The sequence below is a fragment of the Nocardioides psychrotolerans genome (assembly GCF_900113685.1).
GTDB classification, from domain to species: Bacteria; Actinomycetota; Actinomycetes; order Propionibacteriales; family Nocardioidaceae; genus Nocardioides; species Nocardioides psychrotolerans.
Genome location: NZ_FOQG01000018.1, coordinates 33,102 through 52,319 on the forward strand (window position 1 = coordinate 33,102; position 19,218 = coordinate 52,319).

Below are 19,218 nucleotides of genomic sequence, written 5' to 3' on the forward strand. Positions count from 1 at the left end.
GGCCCTACTCCCTGATCGCGTTGGGAGCGAAGTCGAGGTTGAGCGATGCCAGACCTTCGACAGGCCTGAACCCGAGTTTCCGATAGAGGCCGAGCGCGGCTTGGTTGTCCACTTCCGTCGCGAGGGATAGCCGTGTTGCGCCTGCGGCGAGTGCTGCCTCTCGGACTGCGCCCACCAGAGCGGCTGCCGCTCCTTGGCGGCGAGACTCGGGGAGCACGTAGAGGTCGCGCAGCTGCCAGAACCGTCCCATGACCAGAGATGCGGGGATCGCATGGGCGGTGGCTAGGCCGATGGGAGGCATGTCCACCGACGAGTCCACGGATGCCGTGTAGACCGTGAGCATGCGCGACTGGACCATGTCGGCGAGCCAGCTGAGGGTGCGCCCGTCCCCATCCCCGTCCCCATCCCCGTCTGCCGGCTCGCCGTCATGGTGCCGGTACTGGTTGAACAGGCCGCTGGCCGCTGCGAGCGTCTCGTCGGTGTCGCACGTCGTGACCCGCAGCGTGTCCCTGGGGACTGAAATGTCGCTCATGTCTGCCTCTACTCCCCTGGTGTCGGATCGTGCCGATGGGCGCCCGAGTCAACGCCTCAGGTGATCGCCCGGGCCAGTTCCGGCAGCGATGTCACGGAAAGGTCCGGCCCTGTGAAGTACGCCGGGTACCTGGCCTCGGCGCGGTTGATCCAGGCTGTGCCGAGTCCGGCGCGCGCGGCCCCGTTGATGTCCCACGGGTGCACGGCGACCAACATGGCGTCTTCCGCGTCAACACCACACTCGGCCAGCGCATAGTCGTACGCGCCGGACGCTGGCTTCCAGAGGCCCGCTTCCTCTACCGAGAGGAGTCGTTCGAAGAGCGACCGGACGCCGGAATGCTCCAGGAGCGTCTCGGCCACCTGGGTGGATCCGTTGCTCAGGGTGACGAGCCGGACTCCCAGGTCGGCCAGCGCGTGCAGGCCATCGGCCACGTCGGGGTGAAGTGCTAGCCCCGCGAAACCTGACAGCACGTGCTCGACAGCCTCGTCGAGGCCACGGTCGAGGTCTTGGCTCTCTAGCTCCAGGCGCAGCGACTCGGCGGCGAGCCGAGCGAACGGTTCGGCCATGCCGGACACCGTCAGGGCGAACCCGTCACGCAGCAACCCGGCGAACCAGGTCTGCGCCAAGAGCCTCGGAGCCCCGACGTCCTCGAACCTGACGGCGAGTGGAGACATGTCAGACAGTGTTTCGTTGACGTCGAACACCACGAGGTCGGGACGTCGTGGTCCGTCCAGGATGCTCGGGTGGTCCTTCACTTCGTGCTCCTTCGCCGGGGTCGGTCTGAGCTTGCCACTGGCGCAGCATCTCGCATGAGGCGCAGCCTTCGCTGCCCGAAACAACGACGACGTCGACCGCCGTGACGTCGTCGGCGGGGACTGCCACGGCGTAGGGCCGGAAGCGGTGCTTCCGGCCCTACGCTGATCATCTTTTTCGCGGGGTTTGCGCCCGACCCGGAATCAGGTCGTGGCCGGCCACCACGTGGACTCAGTGGACGACCGCGCTAGCAGGGCTCCACTGCGTCAACGGTGAATCCCGGCGCCGTAACCGCGGCGTCGGAGGTGAACTGCACCGATCCGGTCGAGGTCGTGATGCACGGGCTGGTCATCGGCCCGGCCACCGTGGCGTCCCCGTGGTAGGTCGCCAGGATCGTGCCCGCAGCGTCCCTGACGTAGACGTAGTCGTAGTCGGCCTCCGTGCTGAGCTGGCTGAAGTGGAGCCTGAAGCCGGCGGTGCTGTTGTCGTAGGTCCACGTGCAGTCACCGTTGTTGCCGTACGGGTTCGGGGTCCCGAACGGCAGCGAGGCGCTCGCGTCGCCCACACACGGCGGCGGCGGCGGGGTGCCGCCGGCGCAGCTCTCGTGCACGCCCACGGCGTCCCAGGCGGCTCTCACCTGCTTGTAGGTCTTGCCCATGGTGTCGCCGTCGGCTTTCGAGGTCGCCTTGGCGACGGCCACGGTCGCGTTGCGGGCGTCGCAGTAATTGGCGTACTCCGGGAGGCTGGTGAAGCCCGCGTAGTAGACCTGAGCCGCCTTGTCCACGCCCAAGCCGTCGACCACGATGCTGCAGTCCTTGGCCGCGGGGCCGGTGAGCAGGACACCGTGGTACTGGTTCGCGACGCAGCTAGCGTTGCGGCCGCCGTTGATCGTCAGGTAGTAGGCGTGGTTGGGGATGCCACTGTTGGTGTGCACCCCGCCGTTGTCCGCTTCGCCGGTGTAGGCCTGGGAGAGGTGGCTCGGGTCGCCGTCCTGCTTGGGGTCGGCCATGTTGCGGAAACCGGGGGTCGGGTCGCCCGGCGTGTTGATGACGTCCTCGCCGATCAGCCAGTCGGGCTCCGCGGCCGGGTCGAGCCCGTTCTTGTCGGCGTAGAACTCGATGGTGTTGCCCATGATGTCGCTGAAGGACTCGTTGAGCGCACCGGAGGCGTTTTCGTAGATGAGGCCCGAGGTGTACTCGGTGACGCCGTGGGTCAGCTCGTGGCCGTCCACGTCGAGGCCGCCGGCCAGTGACTTGCAGGTGGTGCCGTTGCCGTCGCCGTAGGTCATGTAGGCGCCGTTCCAGAAGGCGTTGCAGTAGGCCTGGCCGAAGTGGGTCACCGAGACGATCTGCATCCCGTTGTCGTCGATGCTGTCGCGGCCGAACGTGTCGGCGTAGAAGTCGTCGACCACGCCTGCGTAGTAGTGCGCGTCGACGCCGGCGGCTTGCCCGGGGCTGATGTTGCCCGGCAGGTCCCACACGTCGTCCGCGTCCGTCATCGTCGCGGCCCGGAAGGGGACGCCGTTCTGGCCGGTGTTAAACGCGTCCAGGGTGCGCTGGCGGTTGTCCTGCGACTGCAGCCGGTAGTCACCGGTAGCAGGCTTGGTGGTGCTGATCGTCTTCCGGTCACCCTTCACCCCGATGCCCTCACCCTCGGCGAGCGCGTTGAACGCCTTGAGGGTCTCGCCGGTGGCCGCATCGACCCAGCGGACCGGGCGGCTGGTGTCGCGGATGCTCTGCACCTCGTAGAAGTACGTGTCGGTGCGCGGGTCGATCCGCAGCTCGGCGCTGAAGTCACCGCGCTCGCCGATCGCACCCTTGACCTGGCCCAAGGCCTGGGCCTTGGTGAGCTTCGTCGTGTTGGAGGGCTGCAGATCGGGGAAGTAGGCGCCGATGACTGCCGTCGTGACGCCGTCTGCGCCCTTGATCACCGTGATCTGCCCCCCGAAGACGGTCGCAGCGCGCACCATCTGCTGGTAGCGGGTCGCGGTCGTGCCGTCGGGAAGCGTCTGGGTATGCATCTTCGTCATGTGCGGCGGCAGCACGAAGTCGGCTGCCTTCTGGTCGGTCAGCGTGAACGAGCCGGCCGGGGTCGAGATCGCGCTTGTTGCCTCGCCTGGTGACGGCAGCGCCGACGACGATCCTGTGGCTGCGACGGTGGTCGCCGCGGCCAAGGCCGTAGCGGCCGAGATCGCGAATAGCGAGCGAAAACTCATGGGGGTTCCCTCCGAGATGGGCTGGGCGACTGGGGGGTCGCTGTGTGAATCACGTCACGTTAGGCCCGAACTGACGGGTTGCCAAACCGACGCAGCGTCAGCGCCGAAGCCATCTGGTCGCCAGCCTCCCGAGGCGACGCCCACTGATTCAGTACCTGCGGAGGTGTCATTGAGTCGCGCCGGAACCTAGTCCTGTCTGCCTGCTCAGCACCGTGGGGCTTGCTCCTGACCCGGTCCAGACACGATGTCCACAAACGGATCCCGCTGCGGGCCGCGCCAGATGAGCAACGCGGAGTACTCGAGACTACGGGAGCAGCCCATCGCAGAAAGACGCACTCCGACGACCCCGTCGAGTACGAGACCATCATGACCGCACCAGCCGCTCAGCTCAGGTGTGGGCTCGTCCTACGAGCGGGTTGAGCTCGGAGACCGCGAGACCGCCCGGCTGCACCCCTGGCAAGAAGTCGCGCCACGTCCCGCTGATGAGCGTTGGAGACTCCACGACGCGGGCGCCGTCGGCGAAGTAGGTGGTCGCCAGTGCGCGCCGCGGCTGGGTGGTCAGGTTCGGTCCCGCGGTGTGGAAGCAGAGCGCGGAGTGGAAGGAGACGTCGCCCACGGCGAACGGCCCGGCCTCCACGGAGACGTCACGTTCAGCGAACCGGTGGGCGACCGCCTCGTCGTAGGACGTGCCCACCTTGTCGAACTCCAGGTCGGCTACCTCCTCGCGCACCCCGCGTCCGCGGGCGAACGACAGGGGGCCCATCCGACCGGGGATGGCCGACATCGGCATCCACGCGGTGACCGCCTGCACCGTCTGCAGTGGGAAGTGCTCCGCGTCGTGGTGCCAGGGGGTCCGGCCGCAGCCGGGCTCCTTGGACAGGGCGTTGTCGTGGTAGAGCCGCACCCCTGGCTCGCCGAGCAGCCCGGCGGCCAGTCCGCCGATCCGGGGCGAGAGGGCGACGGCTCTCATCAGGTCGTCGTGGAGCCACATCTGCTCCAGCGCGGTGAACCGGCCGGCCACGTGATTCCCGTGCTCGGCCTGCAGCAGCACCTCGAGACGGTCCGCGAGCCGGCGTACGACGGCGGGGGAGAGCACGCCGGGCAGCTTGACGAACGCCTCGCGACCGAACGCCTCGATCGACACCGCGTGGAGGACGTAGGGCTCCGCCAGCTCGCGCGCGAGCTGGTCGTCCGAGGCCGGGGCGACATCGGGCAGGCCCGGGCCGTCGACGAGGTCGGTGGGGGTCTGCTCATTCACCGCGAGGGTGACGTACCAGTCCCACCAGTCCTGGTCGTTGCCTGCCCAGTCCTGCTCCAGCCCGCCGGCTCGGTTTCCCTCGGGCAGCTTCTCGTTCCCCGTGATGCCGGACGTCACAGCCACAGCAGTGCCGCCTCGTGGGAGAAGGTGTACGAGCCGTCCGACGCACGACAGGAGGCGAGGTAGTCGCCCAGGACCGGCGCCGACTCCATCTCCGCCAGCGACACCGAGTCGTCGAAGGCGCAGCGCTGCAGGAAGCCCTCGACGACAGCCCGGTCGCTGGTGCCCGTGCGGTACGCGACGCGCTGGTCACGCACATCGGCGCCGGCGCGAACCAGGGCGTCGCGGACCTGCTCGGCGGTCGTGTACGGCGTGGCGTCGCGCACCCCGGCCCGGAAGGCGTCGTAGAAGACGAGGTAGTGGGAGGCCGCGGTGGCCTGGGCGACGAGGCCGAGGCCACCGGGGGCCAGTGCGGCGACGAGGCGCTCCGCAGCGAGGTCGAGCTCCGCAGGCGGCAGCGCGTAGAGGGCGTGGGTCGCCCACACGACGTCGTAGCCGGCGTACGCGTCGGGCAGGTCCTGCAGCGTCATCACCAGGTCGTGGCGGGCGACGAAGGGGGCAGCCAGCACGGCGCGGGTCTCGTCGACCGAGAAGGCCGAGGGGTCCAGCAGGTCGTAGGCGACGTCGGGCACCTCGCCGAGATCGGCGTAGGTCCGCAGCGCGGTCGGGAACTTCCCGCTGCCGCAGGCGACGTCGAGCAGCGACCAGCCGTCGCGGGCGCGCTGACCGAGCAGGTGGGCCCAGTCAGCGGCCAGCGCGAGCTGGCGGTAGTCCTCGGTGGCAAGCGCGTAGAACGCCTCCATCCCGGTGCGGCCGGCCTCGCTCCAGTGCTCGAGGCTGCGCTCCGCTGTATCTCCTGTGCTCACGACGCTCCTTCAGGGGCCACCGACAGTCGACCCTGTTGTCTCCGCATGCTTGAATCCCCCAAGTGTCCAACCTAGCCAGGCCATCCTCACCCTCCGAGACCCTTGGGCTGCTGGACGCTGTGATCTCGGCCCGTGCCGTCGCTGGTGTACTCCCGGGCCTTGCCCCGGCCACCTACGCCCGCGACCATGCCTGTTTCGAAACCCGGTCGGACCAGCGCCGGCTGATTGCCGACCACCTCGTCACCGTGCTGGCGGACCGCAGGATCGGTCCGATCTCGATGCTCTCCGTGGGCTGCGGCGACGGGGCCCTGGACGCGAGGCTCGCGGCGACCCTGGCCGACGTGCTGCCGACCAGGCCGGTCCGTTACGTCGGCATCGACCCGTACGCCGGGAGCGCGGCCGCGTTCGTCGCCGCTCTGTCCGACCTGGACCGGGAGTCGCTGGAGACCCAGGTGCACGTCGCCACCTTCGACGAGGCCCCGGTCGCGGGACCCTTCGACGTGATCACCTTCGTGCACTCGATGTACTACGTGCCCCGGGTCGCCGAGACGCTCCGGGCGGCGTTCGACCTGCTCGGTCCGGGTGGTGAGCTGATCGTGGTCAACGCGCCCCGCGGAGTGCTGAACGCCCTGGTCGGCGTTCTCGCTCCCCCTCTCGAGGGCCACCGGCAGTGGTTCAGCGACGACGTCGTGGCCGGTTTCGCCGAGGCCGGTCAGCAGCTCGAGGAGATCGTCACCCTCGAGGGCCGCCTGGACCTGGCCGTCGCGAGCGACGCTGTCCTCGACTTCACCGTACAAGCACGACTGACCCCCGAGCTCAGGCCGCTGGTACGTGCCTACCTGCACGCGGTCTCGGTGCCCGACGCTTCTGGCGAGATGCGGGTCCCGCACCCGGTGGACGTGTTCTGCGTCAAACGCAGCGACCTCTAGGCGCCGTCGCCCTCAGGCTGCATACAGCTCTCGACTCGTGCTGGCGACCGACTCCGCGAAGTACGGGTTCTCCAGGGCAGCCACCGAGGCGAGGTCAACCGGGCGGCCGAAGAGTGCCTCAAGATCTTCCTTGAGACCGAAGTAGGCATCGAAGCGGCTCACAGGTGCGTCGTCGAACTCGACCAGGAAGTCGATGTCGCTGGTCGCTTCGTCGAAGCGATCCGTACCGGCGGAGCCGAACAGCAGGAGGCGACGCACGGCGTACTTCAGACACAGGGCCTCGATCGCGTGGCGATCGATCACCAACGGTCCCGTCATGGCTGCCTCCTGTCGCATCGTCGAGCCTTCGTTAACAGTCTCACCGATGAGCCGCGAAGGAAGCGACTGACTGTCCACAACTCGTCGTCAATCGGCTTCGCCGAGGTCAACGGGTCATACGCTGTGGCGCATGGCCACGCCAACTCGACGCGCCAACGGCGAAGGATCTCGACCTGTTCAGCGCAAGGACGGTCGCGGGCAGATCCTGATCCGCCACACCGACGCGGACGGCGTCCGCAAGCGCGCGACGGTCACCGGACGAACCGCCAAGGAAACCCGTCAGAAGGCCGAGGGGGTCCGGGCCAGGCTGAAGAAGGAGCTGCCGGCCCGCGACACCCGACAGCTCGTCGACCAGTACGCCGCGGCCTGGATCAAGACCACCATGGCGAACTCGGACCGCAAGACGAGCACCAAGACGATGTACGCCGCCGTGGCCCGCCACCACATCATCGGCAGCCGGCTCGGCGCGACGCCCATGCACAGGGTGCGGCCGAGCGCGGTCGACGGGTGGCTGGCCGAGCTCCGCCGCAAGGGGCTCAGCGACTCGACAAGACGCAACGCCTACACGATCCTGCGCGCCGTCGTCGACGCCGCGGTCAAGGACCGCGAGCTCGCCGAAAACCCCGTGGCCGCGATCACCCGCCCGCGCGTCGAGGTCAAGGAGGCGGAGTACCTCACTCCTGACCAGGTGAAGATCCTGCTCGAAGCAGCCCGCGGCACCCGTTACGGCCCGCTCTTCGAGTTCCTGGTCAACACCGGCCTCCGCCGCGGCGAGGCGCTCGCGCTCAAGTGGCGCAGCCACGTCAAGGAGGACGACGGCTGGCTCAAGATCCGCGGCACCTTGACGAGAGAGAACGGCGAGCTCGTCACGACCAGCACGAAGACGGCGAAGTCCCAACGCGAGGTGCCCATCACCGACCGCACGGCCGAGATCCTCCAGCGGCTCCGGGCTCGCCAGGCAGCCGAGCGCGATCGGGCGGGCTCCCAGTGGAACGAAACCGGCTACGTCTTCACCACGTCCTTCGGCGAACCCTGCGACCCACGCAACGCGCTCCGGGCGCTCAAGGTGGCCGCCGACCAGGCCGGCCTGCCCAGCATCGGCCTCCACACCCTCCGGCACTCCGCCTCCAGCACCATGCTCGCCAACGGCGTCCCACTCAAGGTGGTCTCGGAGATCCTGGGCCACTCCTCGATCAGCATCACTGGCGACATCTACGGCCACGTCTCCCCAGACATCAGCGTCTCCGCGATGCAGGTGCTGAGCGATGCCCTTCGGTGAGACCGGTGGAATCTCCGAGTCCGCCACCGGTGGTGTTCAAGACCTCAGCAGGCGGGGCGCCCTCCGCGCCCCTGGCACTCGCCCGCTGCCCACCCGCGTCTATGGCGGTGGACTGGGCGCATCGCCGGAAGCAGTTCCGGTCAGGGATCGCTTCCCGGCGACACCACTGCCAACGGAGTCGAGTGCCTGACCCGCCACCTCGAGCAGCACGTCGCGCGGGGGGGGAGGGGGGGAGCTCTCGGTGACCATCGTCGACATTGGCGAGGCCACCCGGATCGACGCCACCGGCCCGGCGTACGACGCAGCGCGCGCGGCCTTCGCGGAGGCCTGGGACGGCACTAAGCCGGTCGACATGCGAGTCGGTGGGTCGATCCCGTTCATCGCGGAGTTCCTCGAGGCGCTCCCGCGGGCCAGTGTGCTGGTCACCGGCGTCGAGGACCCCGACACCCGCGCCCACGGCGCCAGCGAGGGCCTGCACTTCGCGGAGTTCGAGCGGGTGGTGCTCGCAGGCGGCGTGACTCAGGCGGCGGGGACGGTGACCGTGAACGTGCTGCCGCGGCCGAGCTCGGAGGAGACCTCGATCCGGCCGCCGTGCCGCCCTACGATCCGCTTGACGATTGTCAGACCCAGGCCGGTGCCGGGCTCGGCCACCGCCTGTGGGTTGGTGGAGCGGAAAAACTCCTGGAACAGCTTGGCGCGGTCCCCCTCGGAGATCCCGATGCCCTGGTCGGCGCAGCGGAAGACGACGCCGTCGTCGGTGTGCATCAGGGTGAGCGTGACAGTGCGTCCGTCCGCGGTGTACTTGACGGCGTTGCTGATCAGGTTGGCGAGCACGCGGTGCAGCTCGTCGGGGTCGCCGCTCGCGACGATCGGGGTGTCGGGTGCCTCCGTGACGAAGGTGAGGCCCTTGCGGGCGGCGGCGACCGACGACAGGTCGAGCACCTCCTCGAGGGTACGACGGACGTCGACGGGCACCGTGATGATCGGGTAGTGGGGGTCGCCCACCTTGGAGAGCAGGAGCAGGTCGTCGATCACCTTGGCGAGCCGTCTGGCACCGCGGTCCATCGCCCGCAACGACGCCTGCACGGTGCCGGACAGGTCGGGTGCACCCTCGAGCATCTCGAGGTGCCCGGTGATGGCTGTGAGCGGGTTCTTCAGCTCGTGGGAGACCGTCGCGATCAGCTGGCTCTTGTAGGTGTCGAGAGCCTGCAACTCTTCGACGAGGTGGTGCTCGCGCTCGAAGGTGCGGGCGTTGAGGATCGCCCGGCCGAGGTCGTGCCCGATGTCGAGGGCGGCCGCGGCCTCGTGGTCGGTCCAGTCCCGCTGGCCGGCGGCCCGGGTGAGCACGAGGTTGCCGAGGCACTCCGGGCCGGCACCGAGGGGCGTGAAGAGGATCGACGTGATCCCGATGCTCGCGAGGAAGCCCAGGATGCCGTCGCCCTGCTCGGCGGTGATCGTGGGCCCGAAGGGCCGGTCCCGGCTGACGATCTCGACCCGTTGCAGGGACCAGGCCCGCCGCGCGGAGGTCTCGGCCACCGTCACGAGCTCAGCGGGCAGCTCGACCTTCGTGCCGTCGGAGGAGTAGATCGCGCGGGTGCCCTGGCCGTCCTCGTCGAAGGTCTGCAGCCACATGCCCTGTGCCTCGAAGCCCTCGACCAGAGCCTGCTGGCTGTCGGCGAGGATGCGGTCCATGCTCAGCTGGGCGCTGGCGGCGCGGACGATGGCGCGGGCGGCCTCCGCCAACCGCACCTGCTCACCCAGTGCCTCGCGCTCCAGTGCGGTGACGACCGCGCGGCCGGCCTGCTCGGCGTACGTCTGGAGGACCTCGCGCTGCTGGGCGCCCGGACGGCGGCCGTCGAGCGGGAGGTCCATCGCGAGGGTGCCGCGCAGCTTGCCCGTGTCGTCGTACAGAGGGGCGACCAGCATGTCGAGCGGGTGCCAGGCGTCCGCAGCGTCGCTCGGAACCAGGCTGGTGGGGTCGGGCACCCACCCCCAGGCCTCCTCGCCCGTTCCGAGGTCGAGCCGTTCGTGCGGGATGAACTTCAACAACCCCCAGTCGTCGGCCTTCTCGAGCTCCTTCATCAAGCTGGCCACGGGAGTACGACGTCCCCGGACAGTCTGCGCGGCCTCGTCGTCGCCTGCGATCGCGATCAGCTCGAGCTTGCCGTCGTCACGCACCACGCTGATGGCTGCGATGCCGAACCCGGCGAGGTCGGTCACGCCCTCGGCGATCAGCTCGAGCGCGTCGCGCGAAGGCCCCGCCGACATCGGGGGCGCGGGGTCGCCCGGGTGCGCGGGGGGCTCGGTGGCCTGCGTGTCCGGGGACATGTGGTGGCGTGGGCTCCTCTGGCTGGTGATGACCATGCTACTTGTGCCACGGGGTAGCGCCAGTATGTCGCTCATCCACGTTGGTCATGGGCTCCCCTACAGCTTCGCGGTGCAAGTGACTCCAGAATCTCGGCGGTCACGGGATTCACCTTCTCGTCCGGTTCGATGTAGTGCTGCTTGGTGATCTGAGCCAACGAGTCACCGAGCATTTGGGCTGCCAGATCGGCTCCTCCAGCCGAATGGGCGCATGGCCGGACAGCAGTTCCGGTCAGGGAACCTCAATCGGCGACGGCCCTTTGTTGGGACGGCAGAGAAACGCCATGTCCCGCAACACCTGTCCGGCAACCGTCCCGGGACAGGCGTCTGCTCCGGGTGCGTGTATCTGGGCGCTAAGACACACCTCCCGGGGGGTAAGGGGGGTAGACCTGTCTGGCCGCTGTCAGCTGCCAGCACCCCCTCGACGGCATCAACTCCTCAAATGCCCGCGCGCAATCCCCGGTCACGTCCTCGACCGCTGACTACGGCCCCGTCGGTCGCTGAGAAAGGTGTGCGAAAAAGGTGTGCAACCTTCGCCTGGCATGGCGAGAGGCCGCCTCCCTGGTTCGGGAAACGGCCTCTGACCTGCGGTTTTCTTCGGTCGGGCTGACAGGATTTGAACCTGCGACCCCTTGGAGGGATCGGGCCTACTTTTTCAAGGACTCTGATTCCGGAAAATTTGCGGATTCCCTCGTGATTTCAAGGGATTGAGCAACCTGCTTGCCCTCATCGTAGCGGATCGTTTGGGGTCATTTGCCGATGGTTTCTGGAGAGTAAATGGAGAGTTCTCAAGTCTCGTCACTGCTCCCGAGTTGAGGCTGCGATCAGGAGCTCGGCGACAAGGGCGAGGTCGTCGAGGGTGATCTCGCCACCGCCAACTCCATGGATCGAGCGGAGCACGAGGTCGCGCCGGCGGACGAACCACAGGTCGACGTGAAGCGCGATATCAGCCGCCACGGGTGTTGCGACCGCGCCGATCTGGCGTAGCGCGATGGGTCGCGCACCCGCATCGAGCATCAGCCGCACGATGTCGAGAAGGTCAGTTCCTTGCTTCGCGACTGATCGGTTCATCACCGCTTGGAGTTTCATCGCGATCAGCGGGCCAGGCTCCGCGACAGGGGTCGTGACTTCGATCCGCTCACCGTTGGATCGGACCACGTCGGTGGCCGTGTCGTTCGCCCACGCATGGGCGGACGCGTGTAGGCGGTCACCCGGGTCGTCACTTGGTTCGTCCAGTTCGACCTGCCGCACTTCGAGGACATCGACCTTGACCTGCCCGTAGGGCGTCGGCAGCAACACCGCTGCCGGCTCAACCGACTCCGCATCACCTGACGCTCGGAGCACTTCGAGGTGAGGAACGTTGCCGGAGAGGCGGTCGACGATGTCGAGATCAACGGTTGCCCTGTAGGGGATCGACAGTCTGGCTAGCACGGCAAGTCCGCCGACGATGACGGGCGGCTCGCCGAGCAACCTCCGCACTTCGCTGACTCCTTGGACGACCGCGGCCATCGCGTCACCCACAAACGTGACTCGATCACCAGACACGTGCCCACCTCGCTTCCGGAGTCCAGGCCTCGAGGATTTCGCGACCTCGCCCGATGTCTTGAGCGAGGTCGAGGGCAACGAAGAGCGGGTGCGCGAGCGGCCATTCGGTCGGATTGGTGTCGACGTCCACCCTGAGTGAGCAGACCGCCGGGACGGGGGCAACCCTCACCGAGCAGCGGGCCTGGGAGCCGGGGGCGACCGCGCCCAGCAGCGTGACCGCTCGACGGACGATCGATTCGTCGGGTACGAAGAAGTCCTGGAGCTGTCCTGACTGGACGGCCATCGGTGCGCCATAGACCGCAGCCGCAACGGAGTCGGTCAAAGCCCAACCCGTTTCGTTGCCAACATCGAAACGGTTAAGCCCGAGCGGCTGGAGCGGATCGTTGTCCGTTCCCGGGTTCGGCATCGACGCCAGATATGTACGTGGACTCCCCCAACGTTCGGCGACCTGCCAAAACAGTTCGCTGCCGTGAACAACGTTGTCGGAATCCAGCAGGCCCGCGTTCCGGAGCGCAGCCAAGACGTCCGAGACGGTACTCGCTGAGCGGCCGAGCTCTCGGGCCAATTCACGCACCGCGCCCGCGCGATTGGGGTCCATGAGAAGTGCCGTTGCCACCTCCAGCCCCACCTTGCCGGCCAGCGCTTGACTCCGCTCGCTGCGTCCCTTGATTGGTTCGACCTCAGCATCGATCACGATCCGATCGGTCCGTAGTCCCAGCCGTCCACGCAGGTCGTAGTAACCCCCACCACGGGCCGTCAGAAGTCGCCGCGCAGCGCCGGTGACCCGATCACCGACCACGAAGAGGTGAGCATCGGCAGGCACGGGCTCCCTTATGAGTCGCTCAGCGACCTCATCCGTCACCAAAGCCCGGCGCTTGACCTGAAGGACCGTGCGAACCCCGACCAAGTCAAGTACGACATCGACACCGTCGGAAGCGCCTGCGGGTCGCTGGGCATCGATCTCCAGTTGGGCGAAGGCGTCGACGACAAGTGCTTCGAGGTTCATGGCTTCATTGTTTCAAGTGTTCGGCGTTCGGTCAATACCGAACACCGAACGCCGATCGATTCACTCGCCGCGTGGCTTCGGCCAAAGACGGTCGGTGCCGACGCAGCCAGCCGCTACTTCGCTGGCCACAGCTCCCAGCGGTTCGCGCGACCGCGCCGGACCTCGGCATCCGGGTGCTGCACCTGAAGTTCTTGGAGGCGCTGCACGACCTCCGTGATCGGGAGCCCAGACGGCACGATGGCGAGAGGCTCGGGCTTCGGCGCGGGAGTCGCTTCAGATCCTTCGGCGTCGCGGCGACGCTGGAAAGACTCGAAAAGTTTCATCGTCTTCTCGTGGATCGCCCTTTGCCCCGGCCAGGCGGGGCAGGGAAAGTCGAAAGGCGGGCTCACGTAGCCGTGCTTGTTGGCAGGGGTGGCGCAATCGGCACACATGTCCTCCGCCTCAAGTCGAGGAACGGCCAGCAGTTTCTCGAGACGCCACTTCTTGATGTCTCGCTCGGTGCGCAACTTGGAGCGCTCGGCCTTGTCGACTGTCGCTTTGAGTTGTGTTTCAAGTTCCGACAGCCGCTCGCGAATCTCTTGCACCTCGGTGATGCGGCGCTCGCGGTAGAAGTAGAAGGTCGAGTGCCGGCGATCTCGTGGCAGATAGCCGTGCTGATCGGGCACGTCCTCGGGATCACCCACGACTGGGGTGAGCCGATCGACGGCCGCTCGATGGCGTTCGATATCCCTGTCCAGTTCGGCCACCTGTTCGGCGCGCCGGTTGGCAGGCATTGCAGGGAAGCGATCACCACTCCTGAGCCGGGCAACTTCCTCCAGTTTGTGCGTGAGCACGCACTGCTGCTCGAGCAGTTCGAGGCGGGCCTGCTCGCGAGCTGGATCGAAGCGTTTCAGATGTTCCTGCCGGTCAAGCTCGCGACGCTCCTGCTTGCGTTGGAAGTCCCGATCCCAGCGCGCCATCTGCGCATCAAGCTGACGTTTGGTCTTGCATTTGAAGTTGGGCTCGGCGCGCTCCCACTCCTGCATCACCCGCTGAGTTCGCTCCAACTCGGCGGCTTGCTCTTCGAACCGCCAGGGATTCCAGAACTCATCCTGGTGTAGATCGATGAACAACGCCCGCGCCGCGACGTTCTCCTCGAACGTGGACGTTGCACCCGGCTTTGCGCGCCACAAGCGTTCACCGTCGCTGAAGACGCCGTCCGCCAGCACCTGCGTATCCAACTCGGTGGCCATGTCTCGATGCTCGATTCGTCGCCACGCGGCGGCAACGGGCGCAAGGTGAACCTTGCGTGACGATCCGAACGCACCCAGTCGTACTTCTTGCGGTGACTTTCGCTGGGGAGCCAGCGTCTGCTCGCGATGACGATGCCCCTCGGATGTGGTCGTCGGGCATCTGATCGGATTGCCCCATGTCACACAGGGACGTCAATCATCGCCAGCGAGCGATCCTCACTTGGATCGCCGACGGATGCCCTGAGCGAGACTGGCCTGACGAGACACACAAACATTCGGCCCGCGCCCTGGCCAACCGGGGGCTTGAGGTTCGCGCCACGCCGGAGGTTTGACACCCCGTTGACACCCCGGGCGGTCTAAGGAGGTGTGGCCCTATGGACCACACCCCCTCTGACCTGCGTCTTTCGGTCGGGCTGACAGGATTTGAACCTGCGACCCCTTGACCCCCAGTCAAGTGCGCTACCAAGCTGCGCCACAGCCCGAACGCCCGGTCGAGGCCGGTCAGACCGGCCGTTTCCCAAGCGCGTGAACCCTACAACAGGGCAGCACGCACCCGGGAATCGGGCTCACCCCATCGACTTCTGACCGTCGATGCTCTCGCGCAGGATGTCGGCGTGGCCAGCGTGCTGGGCGGTCTCCGCGACCAGGTGCAGGAAGACGCGGCGCGCTGACCAGCTGGCGCCGGGCTCGAACCACGGGGCCGCGGGCAGCGGCTGGCGGCCGTCGAGGTCCGCGGTGCGCACGAGCTCGTCGGTGGCGGCAGCGCTCTCGTCGTACGCCGCCAGAACGCCCGCGAGGGTCTCGCCCTCCAGCATCCTGAAGCCGTCCTGGTAGGCCTGGAACTCCGGCGGCGGGTTGCTCCAGTCGACGGCGTCCTGCTCGACCGGCCCCTCGAGCACGAACGTGGCCCACTCGCGCTCGGTGGAGGTCACGTGCTTGACCAGGCCACCCAGGCACAGGCTGCTGGCGGTGGGGCTCAGGCCCGCCTGCTCGTCGCTCAGGCCCTGCACGGTGTGCCGGAAGAGGCCGCGGTGCTTGTGGAGGGAGTCGAGCAGGTCGGCCCGCTCGCCCGTCGTCGTCGCGGCCGTGGTCTCGGTGTTCGTCGTCATGCGTCGACCCTAGGGATGAATGCGGTCAGTTCCTGTCCTGAATGGCGCCCGAGTTCTCCGACACCTGCAGCGAGGAGATGTCGACGGCGACGAAGGCGGAGGCCGGGATCGTCTTCAGGTCCTCGATCAGCTCCTCGGGCCAAGCGGCGTGCTGCTCGCCCTGGAAGAACCACGGCGAGCCGTTGTCGGCGAGCACCAGGCCGTAGGTCTTCATCGCGCCCACCACCCTCCGGGCGTAAGACGACAGGCCGGCCGCCGACCAGCTCGCGCGGAGGCGGAACCGGGCGCCCATGGGCGGGTAGGCCAGGCTGGTGCGGGAGCCGGCGTCGTGGCGCGCCGGCCACAGGTGGTGCGTGCTGGTGACGTCGGTCGTGAAGCGGATCGCGTGGTCGATGTCGTCGTCGCGGACCTCGTTCCACCGCAGGAGCCCCGGGAGGATCGGCAGGCCCGCGGCGTCGGCCGACGTCCAGCCGTCCGGACGCAAGGCGTTGCTGCGCAACGACCACACGGCCCCGGACCCGGCTCGCCACCGTCCGTCGCGCAGCCGGGTGTCATACGTCTCGTAGAGCCGGCAGCGGCCGCGGTCGACGATGATCGCGTGCCGGTCGCCATCGGAGGACCGGCCCCCCTCGATGCGGGTGTCCGGGCCCAGCGGGTAGCGCACTCGGTCGGACTCGGCGGCGTACGTGAACCGCACGGGCACCGTGGCGTGGCTCGACCGGACGACGGTGATCGGGATGCCGTAGTCCGGACCGTCGCCGAAGGACGGGCCGAAGTCCGGGTGCAGGTCCGAGGCGGTGGACATGTGCGAGAGCCACTGCTGGCTCCGCGCGTGCACCGGCAGCGACGAGACGTCGGCGTGCCACCAGTTGTCGGCAGGGAGCTCCGAGCACGCCGTCGAGGCGATCGGGGTGGCGGCCGCCGACGGCACGAGCGCCACGAGGGCGAGCACCCCCACAGCCGTGGCGATCCGGACCCTCATGACGCACTCCCGTCGGGGACTACCGCTTGCGCTTCTCGCGGGGCCGCTGCTGCAGGATGATCGGCGTGCCGGCGAAGCCGAACTCCTCGCGCAGCCGCCGCTCGATGTAGCGCTCGTAGCCCGCATCCAGCTTGCCGCTCGTGAACAGGATGAAGGTTGGCGGCGCCGTTGTCGCCTGGGTGCCGAAAAGGATCTTGGGCTGCTTGCCGCTGCGCACCGGGTGCGGGTGCTCGGCGACCAGGCGACCCAGGAACGCGTTGAGCGTGCCGGTGGAGATGCGGGTCTCCCAGCCGGCCAGCGCCTTCTCGATCGCGGGGACCAGTCGGTCGACGTGCCAGCCGGTGCGCGCGGTGATGTTGATCCGCGGTGCCCACTGCACCTGCACGAGGTCACGCTCGATCTCGCGCTCGAGGTAGTAGCGGCGCTCCTCATCGACCAGGTCCCACTTGTTGAACGCGATGACCAGCGCGCGACCGGCGTCACGGATGGTCTGGATGATCCGGATGTCCTGCTCGGACAACGACTGCCCACCGTCGACGACGAGGACCGCGAGCTCCGCGCGGTCGATGGCGGTCGTCGTGCGGAGGGAGGCGTAGTACTCGTGGCCCGACGCCTCCTTGACCCGCTTGCGGATGCCGGCGGTGTCGATGAAGCGCCAGGTCTGGCCGCCGAGCTCGATCAGCTCGTCGACGGGGTCGACGGTGGTGCCGGCAACGTTGTCGACGACCACGCGGTTCTCCCCGGCCAGGCGGTTGAGCAGCGAGGACTTGCCGACGTTGGGCTTGCCGACGATCGCGATGCGCCGCGGGCCACCCATCTCGCCGATGCGCTCGGGCGGGGGCTCCGGCAGCGCCGCGAGGACGGCGTCGAGCATGTCGCCCGACCCGCGCCCGTGCAGCGCGGAAACGGGGTAGGGCTCGCCGAGCCCGAGGTTCCAGAGCCCGTAGGCCTCGGCCTCGGTGCGCTGGTCGTCGACCTTGTTGGCGGCCAGCACGACCGGCTTGCCGGACTTGCGCAGGATCTTGACGACCGCCTCGTCGGAGTCGGTGATGCCGACCCCGGCGTCGACGACGAAGAGGACCGCGTCGGCCAGGGTCACGGCGATCTCGGCCTGGGCGGAGATGCTGAGCGCCAGGCCCTTGGCGTCGGGATCCCAGCCGCCGGTGTCGACCACCGTGAAGGCGCGACCGTTCCAGTTGGCGTCGTAGGAGACGCGGTCGCGGGTCACGCCCGGCACGTCCTCCACGACCGCCTCGCGGCGGCCGATGATCCGGTTGACCAGGGTCGACTTGCCCACGTTGGGCCGGCCCACCACCGCCAGGATGGGCACCGGCCCGTCCGTCGTCGTCTCGTCGGGCTCCAGCGTCTCGCTCACGTCGTCGTTCCTGTCACGCCACCGGAGGGGTCGGGCAGCTGCTCGCCGGCTGGGAGCGGGCCCGGGAGGCTGCGGCCGGTGGCCGCCAGCGCCTCACGTAGATCATGGAGCATGCGCTCGCGCAGCTCGAGGGAGGCCTGCTCGACGTCGTCGCGTCGGCGGGGCCAGGGGGTCGGGTCGAAGGAGTACGGCGCCGCGAAGACCAGCTCCAGGCAGCGACCGCGCGGCGGGATCGAGCCGGTGTGGCCGCCCGGATCGCGGGTGCCGATCATGCTGACCGGGACGATCGGCGCGCCGGTGACCAGCGCGAGGTAGGCCGCACCCCGGTGGAAGCGCTCGAGCTCGCCGGCGCCGCGGTGGCCCTCGGGGAAGATCCCGACGGCTCCTCCGTCGCGCAGCACCCGCAGGGCCAGCTTCACCGCGCGCGGGTCGGTCGAGTCCCGGTCGAGGGGGATCTGGCCGGTGTGTCGCAGGAACCAGCCGAGCCGTCCGGAGAACATCTCGATCTTGGTCAGCGCGTGCAACGTCCTCGGGGCGTAGACCGCGAGCAGCGGTCCGTCGATCACGCCGATGTGGTTGGCGGCGAAGATCACCGGACCCGTGGCCGGGACCCACTCGGCGCCGTGCACCTGCACGTCGTACCGACGACGGATGAGCCAGCGCGACAACGGCCGCAGGCGGTTCAGCATCCAGGTCGGCGGGTAGGGCGTCGTGGTCGTGCGCGGCAGGGCGTCGTGGACGTTCATGGCCCGGCCTCGAGGACCAGTCCGACGACGAGGTCGATGACCTCCTCGAGGGAGTACGGCGTGGTGTCGACGTGGACGGCACCGTCGGCCCTGACCAGGGGGGCGGTGGTGCGCCCGGAGTCGATGCGGTCGCGCTCGGCGAGGACCTGCGCGGTGGCGGCCACGTCGGAGCCACCCTGCTCAGCGGCGCGACGCAGGGCGCGGGCCTCGGTGTCGGCGGTGAGGTAGAGCTTGATCTCGGCCTGGGGCCACACGACCGAGCCGATGTCGCGGCCCTCGACGACGATGCCGCCGCCGTCGATGATGCCTCGCTGGAGCTCCAACAGGCGCGCCCGGACAGCCGAGACGGTGCTCACGGGCGAGACGTTGCGGGTGACCTCGTCGCTGCGGATCGCGACGGCCACGTCGACGCCGTCGATCTGGATCGTGGGACCGGTCGGGTCGGTGCCGGAGAGGATCGGAGCCTCGTCACAACGGGCAGCGACGGCCTCGGCGTCGTGGACGTCGACACCCTCGCGCAGCAGCCACCAGGTGATCGCGCGGAACTGGGCGCCGGTGTCGAGGTAGCGCAGACCCAAACGGGTCGCGACGCCGCGGCAGGTGCTCGACTTGCCTGACCCGGAGGTCCCGTCGACAGCCACCACCACAC

The 19,218-nt window shown here is 68.5% G+C and carries 17 protein-coding genes and 1 tRNA gene; 2 read left to right on the top strand and 16 right to left on the bottom strand.

The features are described from left to right. Positions 1–4: 4 nt before the first annotated feature. From BM204_RS18200 to BM204_RS18220, 5 genes are all read right to left on the bottom strand, one after another. Entirely contained in the window at positions 5–532 is a 528-nt protein-coding gene (locus tag BM204_RS18200; RefSeq protein ID WP_091116352.1) for a GNAT family N-acetyltransferase, read from the bottom strand. A 56-nt stretch (positions 533–588) separates the two neighbouring features. After that, positions 589–1,287 (bottom strand): haloacid dehalogenase type II, encoded by a 699-nt coding sequence (locus BM204_RS18205; RefSeq protein WP_246166419.1) that lies wholly within the window; start codon positions 1,285–1,287, stop codon positions 589–591. Positions 1,288–1,532: 245 nt separating this feature from the next. Next, a complete protein-coding gene (locus tag BM204_RS18210; RefSeq protein ID WP_091116354.1) occupies positions 1,533–3,500 on the bottom strand; it encodes a M4 family metallopeptidase in 1,968 nt (655 codons plus the stop codon). Between the two features lie 388 nt (positions 3,501–3,888). Further along, positions 3,889–4,881: a phytanoyl-CoA dioxygenase family protein gene (locus BM204_RS18215; protein WP_091116357.1), complete on the bottom strand. Its 993-nt coding sequence runs from the start codon at positions 4,879–4,881 to the stop codon at positions 3,889–3,891. Further along, positions 4,872–5,684: a class I SAM-dependent methyltransferase gene (locus tag BM204_RS18220; RefSeq protein WP_143099829.1), complete on the bottom strand. Its 813-nt coding sequence runs from the start codon at positions 5,682–5,684 to the stop codon at positions 4,872–4,874. Before BM204_RS18220 ends, BM204_RS18215 begins: the two co-directional genes overlap by 10 nt. Before the next feature lie 119 nt (positions 5,685–5,803). Here BM204_RS18220 and BM204_RS18225 point away from each other — a divergent pair, with 119 nt between their 5' ends. After that, on the top strand, positions 5,804–6,613 hold the full coding sequence (locus tag BM204_RS18225) for a class I SAM-dependent methyltransferase (RefSeq protein WP_256215784.1): 810 nt from the start codon (positions 5,804–5,806) through the stop codon (positions 6,611–6,613). Between the two features lie 12 nt (positions 6,614–6,625). On the opposite strand, the gene BM204_RS18230 is transcribed toward BM204_RS18225, so the two are convergent. Further along, entirely contained in the window at positions 6,626–6,931 is a 306-nt protein-coding gene (locus BM204_RS18230; protein ID WP_174813033.1) for a nucleotidyltransferase family protein, read from the bottom strand. A 130-nt stretch (positions 6,932–7,061) separates the two neighbouring features. Between BM204_RS18230 and BM204_RS18235 the strand changes: the two genes are divergently transcribed. Beyond that, positions 7,062–8,210: a tyrosine-type recombinase/integrase gene (locus BM204_RS18235; RefSeq protein WP_091116363.1), complete on the top strand. Its 1,149-nt coding sequence runs from the start codon at positions 7,062–7,064 to the stop codon at positions 8,208–8,210. Between the two features lie 519 nt (positions 8,211–8,729). Here BM204_RS18235 and BM204_RS18245 read toward each other — a convergent pair. The 10 genes from BM204_RS18245 to cmk form a co-directional block, all read right to left on the bottom strand. After that, positions 8,730–10,538 (bottom strand): sensor histidine kinase, encoded by a 1,809-nt coding sequence (locus tag BM204_RS18245; protein WP_170259238.1) that lies wholly within the window; start codon positions 10,536–10,538, stop codon positions 8,730–8,732. Between the two features lie 834 nt (positions 10,539–11,372). Then, positions 11,373–12,083: a prevent-host-death protein gene (locus tag BM204_RS18250; RefSeq protein WP_091116457.1), complete on the bottom strand. Its 711-nt coding sequence runs from the start codon at positions 12,081–12,083 to the stop codon at positions 11,373–11,375. A 25-nt stretch (positions 12,084–12,108) separates the two neighbouring features. After that, the gene (locus BM204_RS18255; RefSeq protein WP_091116367.1) at positions 12,109–13,125 is read right to left on the bottom strand and encodes an ArsR family transcriptional regulator; all 1,017 of its coding nucleotides are present in this window, start codon (positions 13,123–13,125) and stop codon (positions 12,109–12,111) included. Positions 13,126–13,238: 113 nt separating this feature from the next. Then, positions 13,239–14,357 (bottom strand): hypothetical protein, encoded by a 1,119-nt coding sequence (locus tag BM204_RS22335; protein ID WP_143099830.1) that lies wholly within the window; start codon positions 14,355–14,357, stop codon positions 13,239–13,241. 408 nt (positions 14,358–14,765) lie between these two features. Next, positions 14,766–14,839 (bottom strand) — tRNA-Pro (locus BM204_RS18270). Between the two features lie 84 nt (positions 14,840–14,923). Beyond that, a complete protein-coding gene (locus BM204_RS18275) occupies positions 14,924–15,466 on the bottom strand; it encodes a DinB family protein (protein ID WP_091116375.1) in 543 nt (180 codons plus the stop codon). A 25-nt stretch (positions 15,467–15,491) separates the two neighbouring features. After that, a complete protein-coding gene (locus tag BM204_RS18280) occupies positions 15,492–16,448 on the bottom strand; it encodes a hypothetical protein (protein WP_091116378.1) in 957 nt (318 codons plus the stop codon). A 19-nt stretch (positions 16,449–16,467) separates the two neighbouring features. Further along, the gene (gene der / locus BM204_RS18285) at positions 16,468–17,823 is read right to left on the bottom strand and encodes a ribosome biogenesis GTPase Der (RefSeq protein ID WP_246166417.1); all 1,356 of its coding nucleotides are present in this window, start codon (positions 17,821–17,823) and stop codon (positions 16,468–16,470) included. Beyond that, entirely contained in the window at positions 17,820–18,569 is a 750-nt protein-coding gene (locus tag BM204_RS18290; protein WP_091116381.1) for a lysophospholipid acyltransferase family protein, read from the bottom strand. The genes der and BM204_RS18290 overlap by 4 nt, the downstream gene beginning before the upstream one ends. Continuing rightward, entirely contained in the window at positions 18,566–19,210 is a 645-nt protein-coding gene (gene cmk / locus BM204_RS18295; protein ID WP_307725915.1) for a (d)CMP kinase, read from the bottom strand. Before cmk ends, BM204_RS18290 begins: the two co-directional genes overlap by 4 nt. Between the last annotated feature and the right edge of the window lie 8 nt (positions 19,211–19,218).

Coding starts and splice junctions, on each gene's coding strand:
- BM204_RS18200 (WP_091116352.1), bottom strand. CDS start 532: ATGAGCGACATTTCAGTCCCCAGGGACACGCTGCGGGTCACGACGTGC.
- BM204_RS18210 (WP_091116354.1), bottom strand. CDS start 3,500: ATGAGTTTTCGCTCGCTATTCGCGATCTCGGCCGCTACGGCCTTGGCC.
- BM204_RS18230 (WP_174813033.1), bottom strand. CDS start 6,931: ATGACGGGACCGTTGGTGATCGATCGCCACGCGATCGAGGCCCTGTGT.
- BM204_RS18235 (WP_091116363.1), top strand. CDS start 7,062: ATGGCCACGCCAACTCGACGCGCCAACGGCGAAGGATCTCGACCTGTT.
- BM204_RS18245 (WP_170259238.1), bottom strand. CDS start 10,538: ATGTCCCCGGACACGCAGGCCACCGAGCCCCCCGCGCACCCGGGCGAC.
- BM204_RS18250 (WP_091116457.1), bottom strand. CDS start 12,083: ATGGCCGCGGTCGTCCAAGGAGTCAGCGAAGTGCGGAGGTTGCTCGGC.
- BM204_RS18255 (WP_091116367.1), bottom strand. CDS start 13,125: ATGAACCTCGAAGCACTTGTCGTCGACGCCTTCGCCCAACTGGAGATC.
- BM204_RS22335 (WP_143099830.1), bottom strand. CDS start 14,357: ATGGCCACCGAGTTGGATACGCAGGTGCTGGCGGACGGCGTCTTCAGC.
- BM204_RS18275 (WP_091116375.1), bottom strand. CDS start 15,466: ATGACGACGAACACCGAGACCACGGCCGCGACGACGACGGGCGAGCGG.
- BM204_RS18280 (WP_091116378.1), bottom strand. CDS start 16,448: ATGAGGGTCCGGATCGCCACGGCTGTGGGGGTGCTCGCCCTCGTGGCG.
- BM204_RS18290 (WP_091116381.1), bottom strand. CDS start 18,569: ATGAACGTCCACGACGCCCTGCCGCGCACGACCACGACGCCCTACCCG.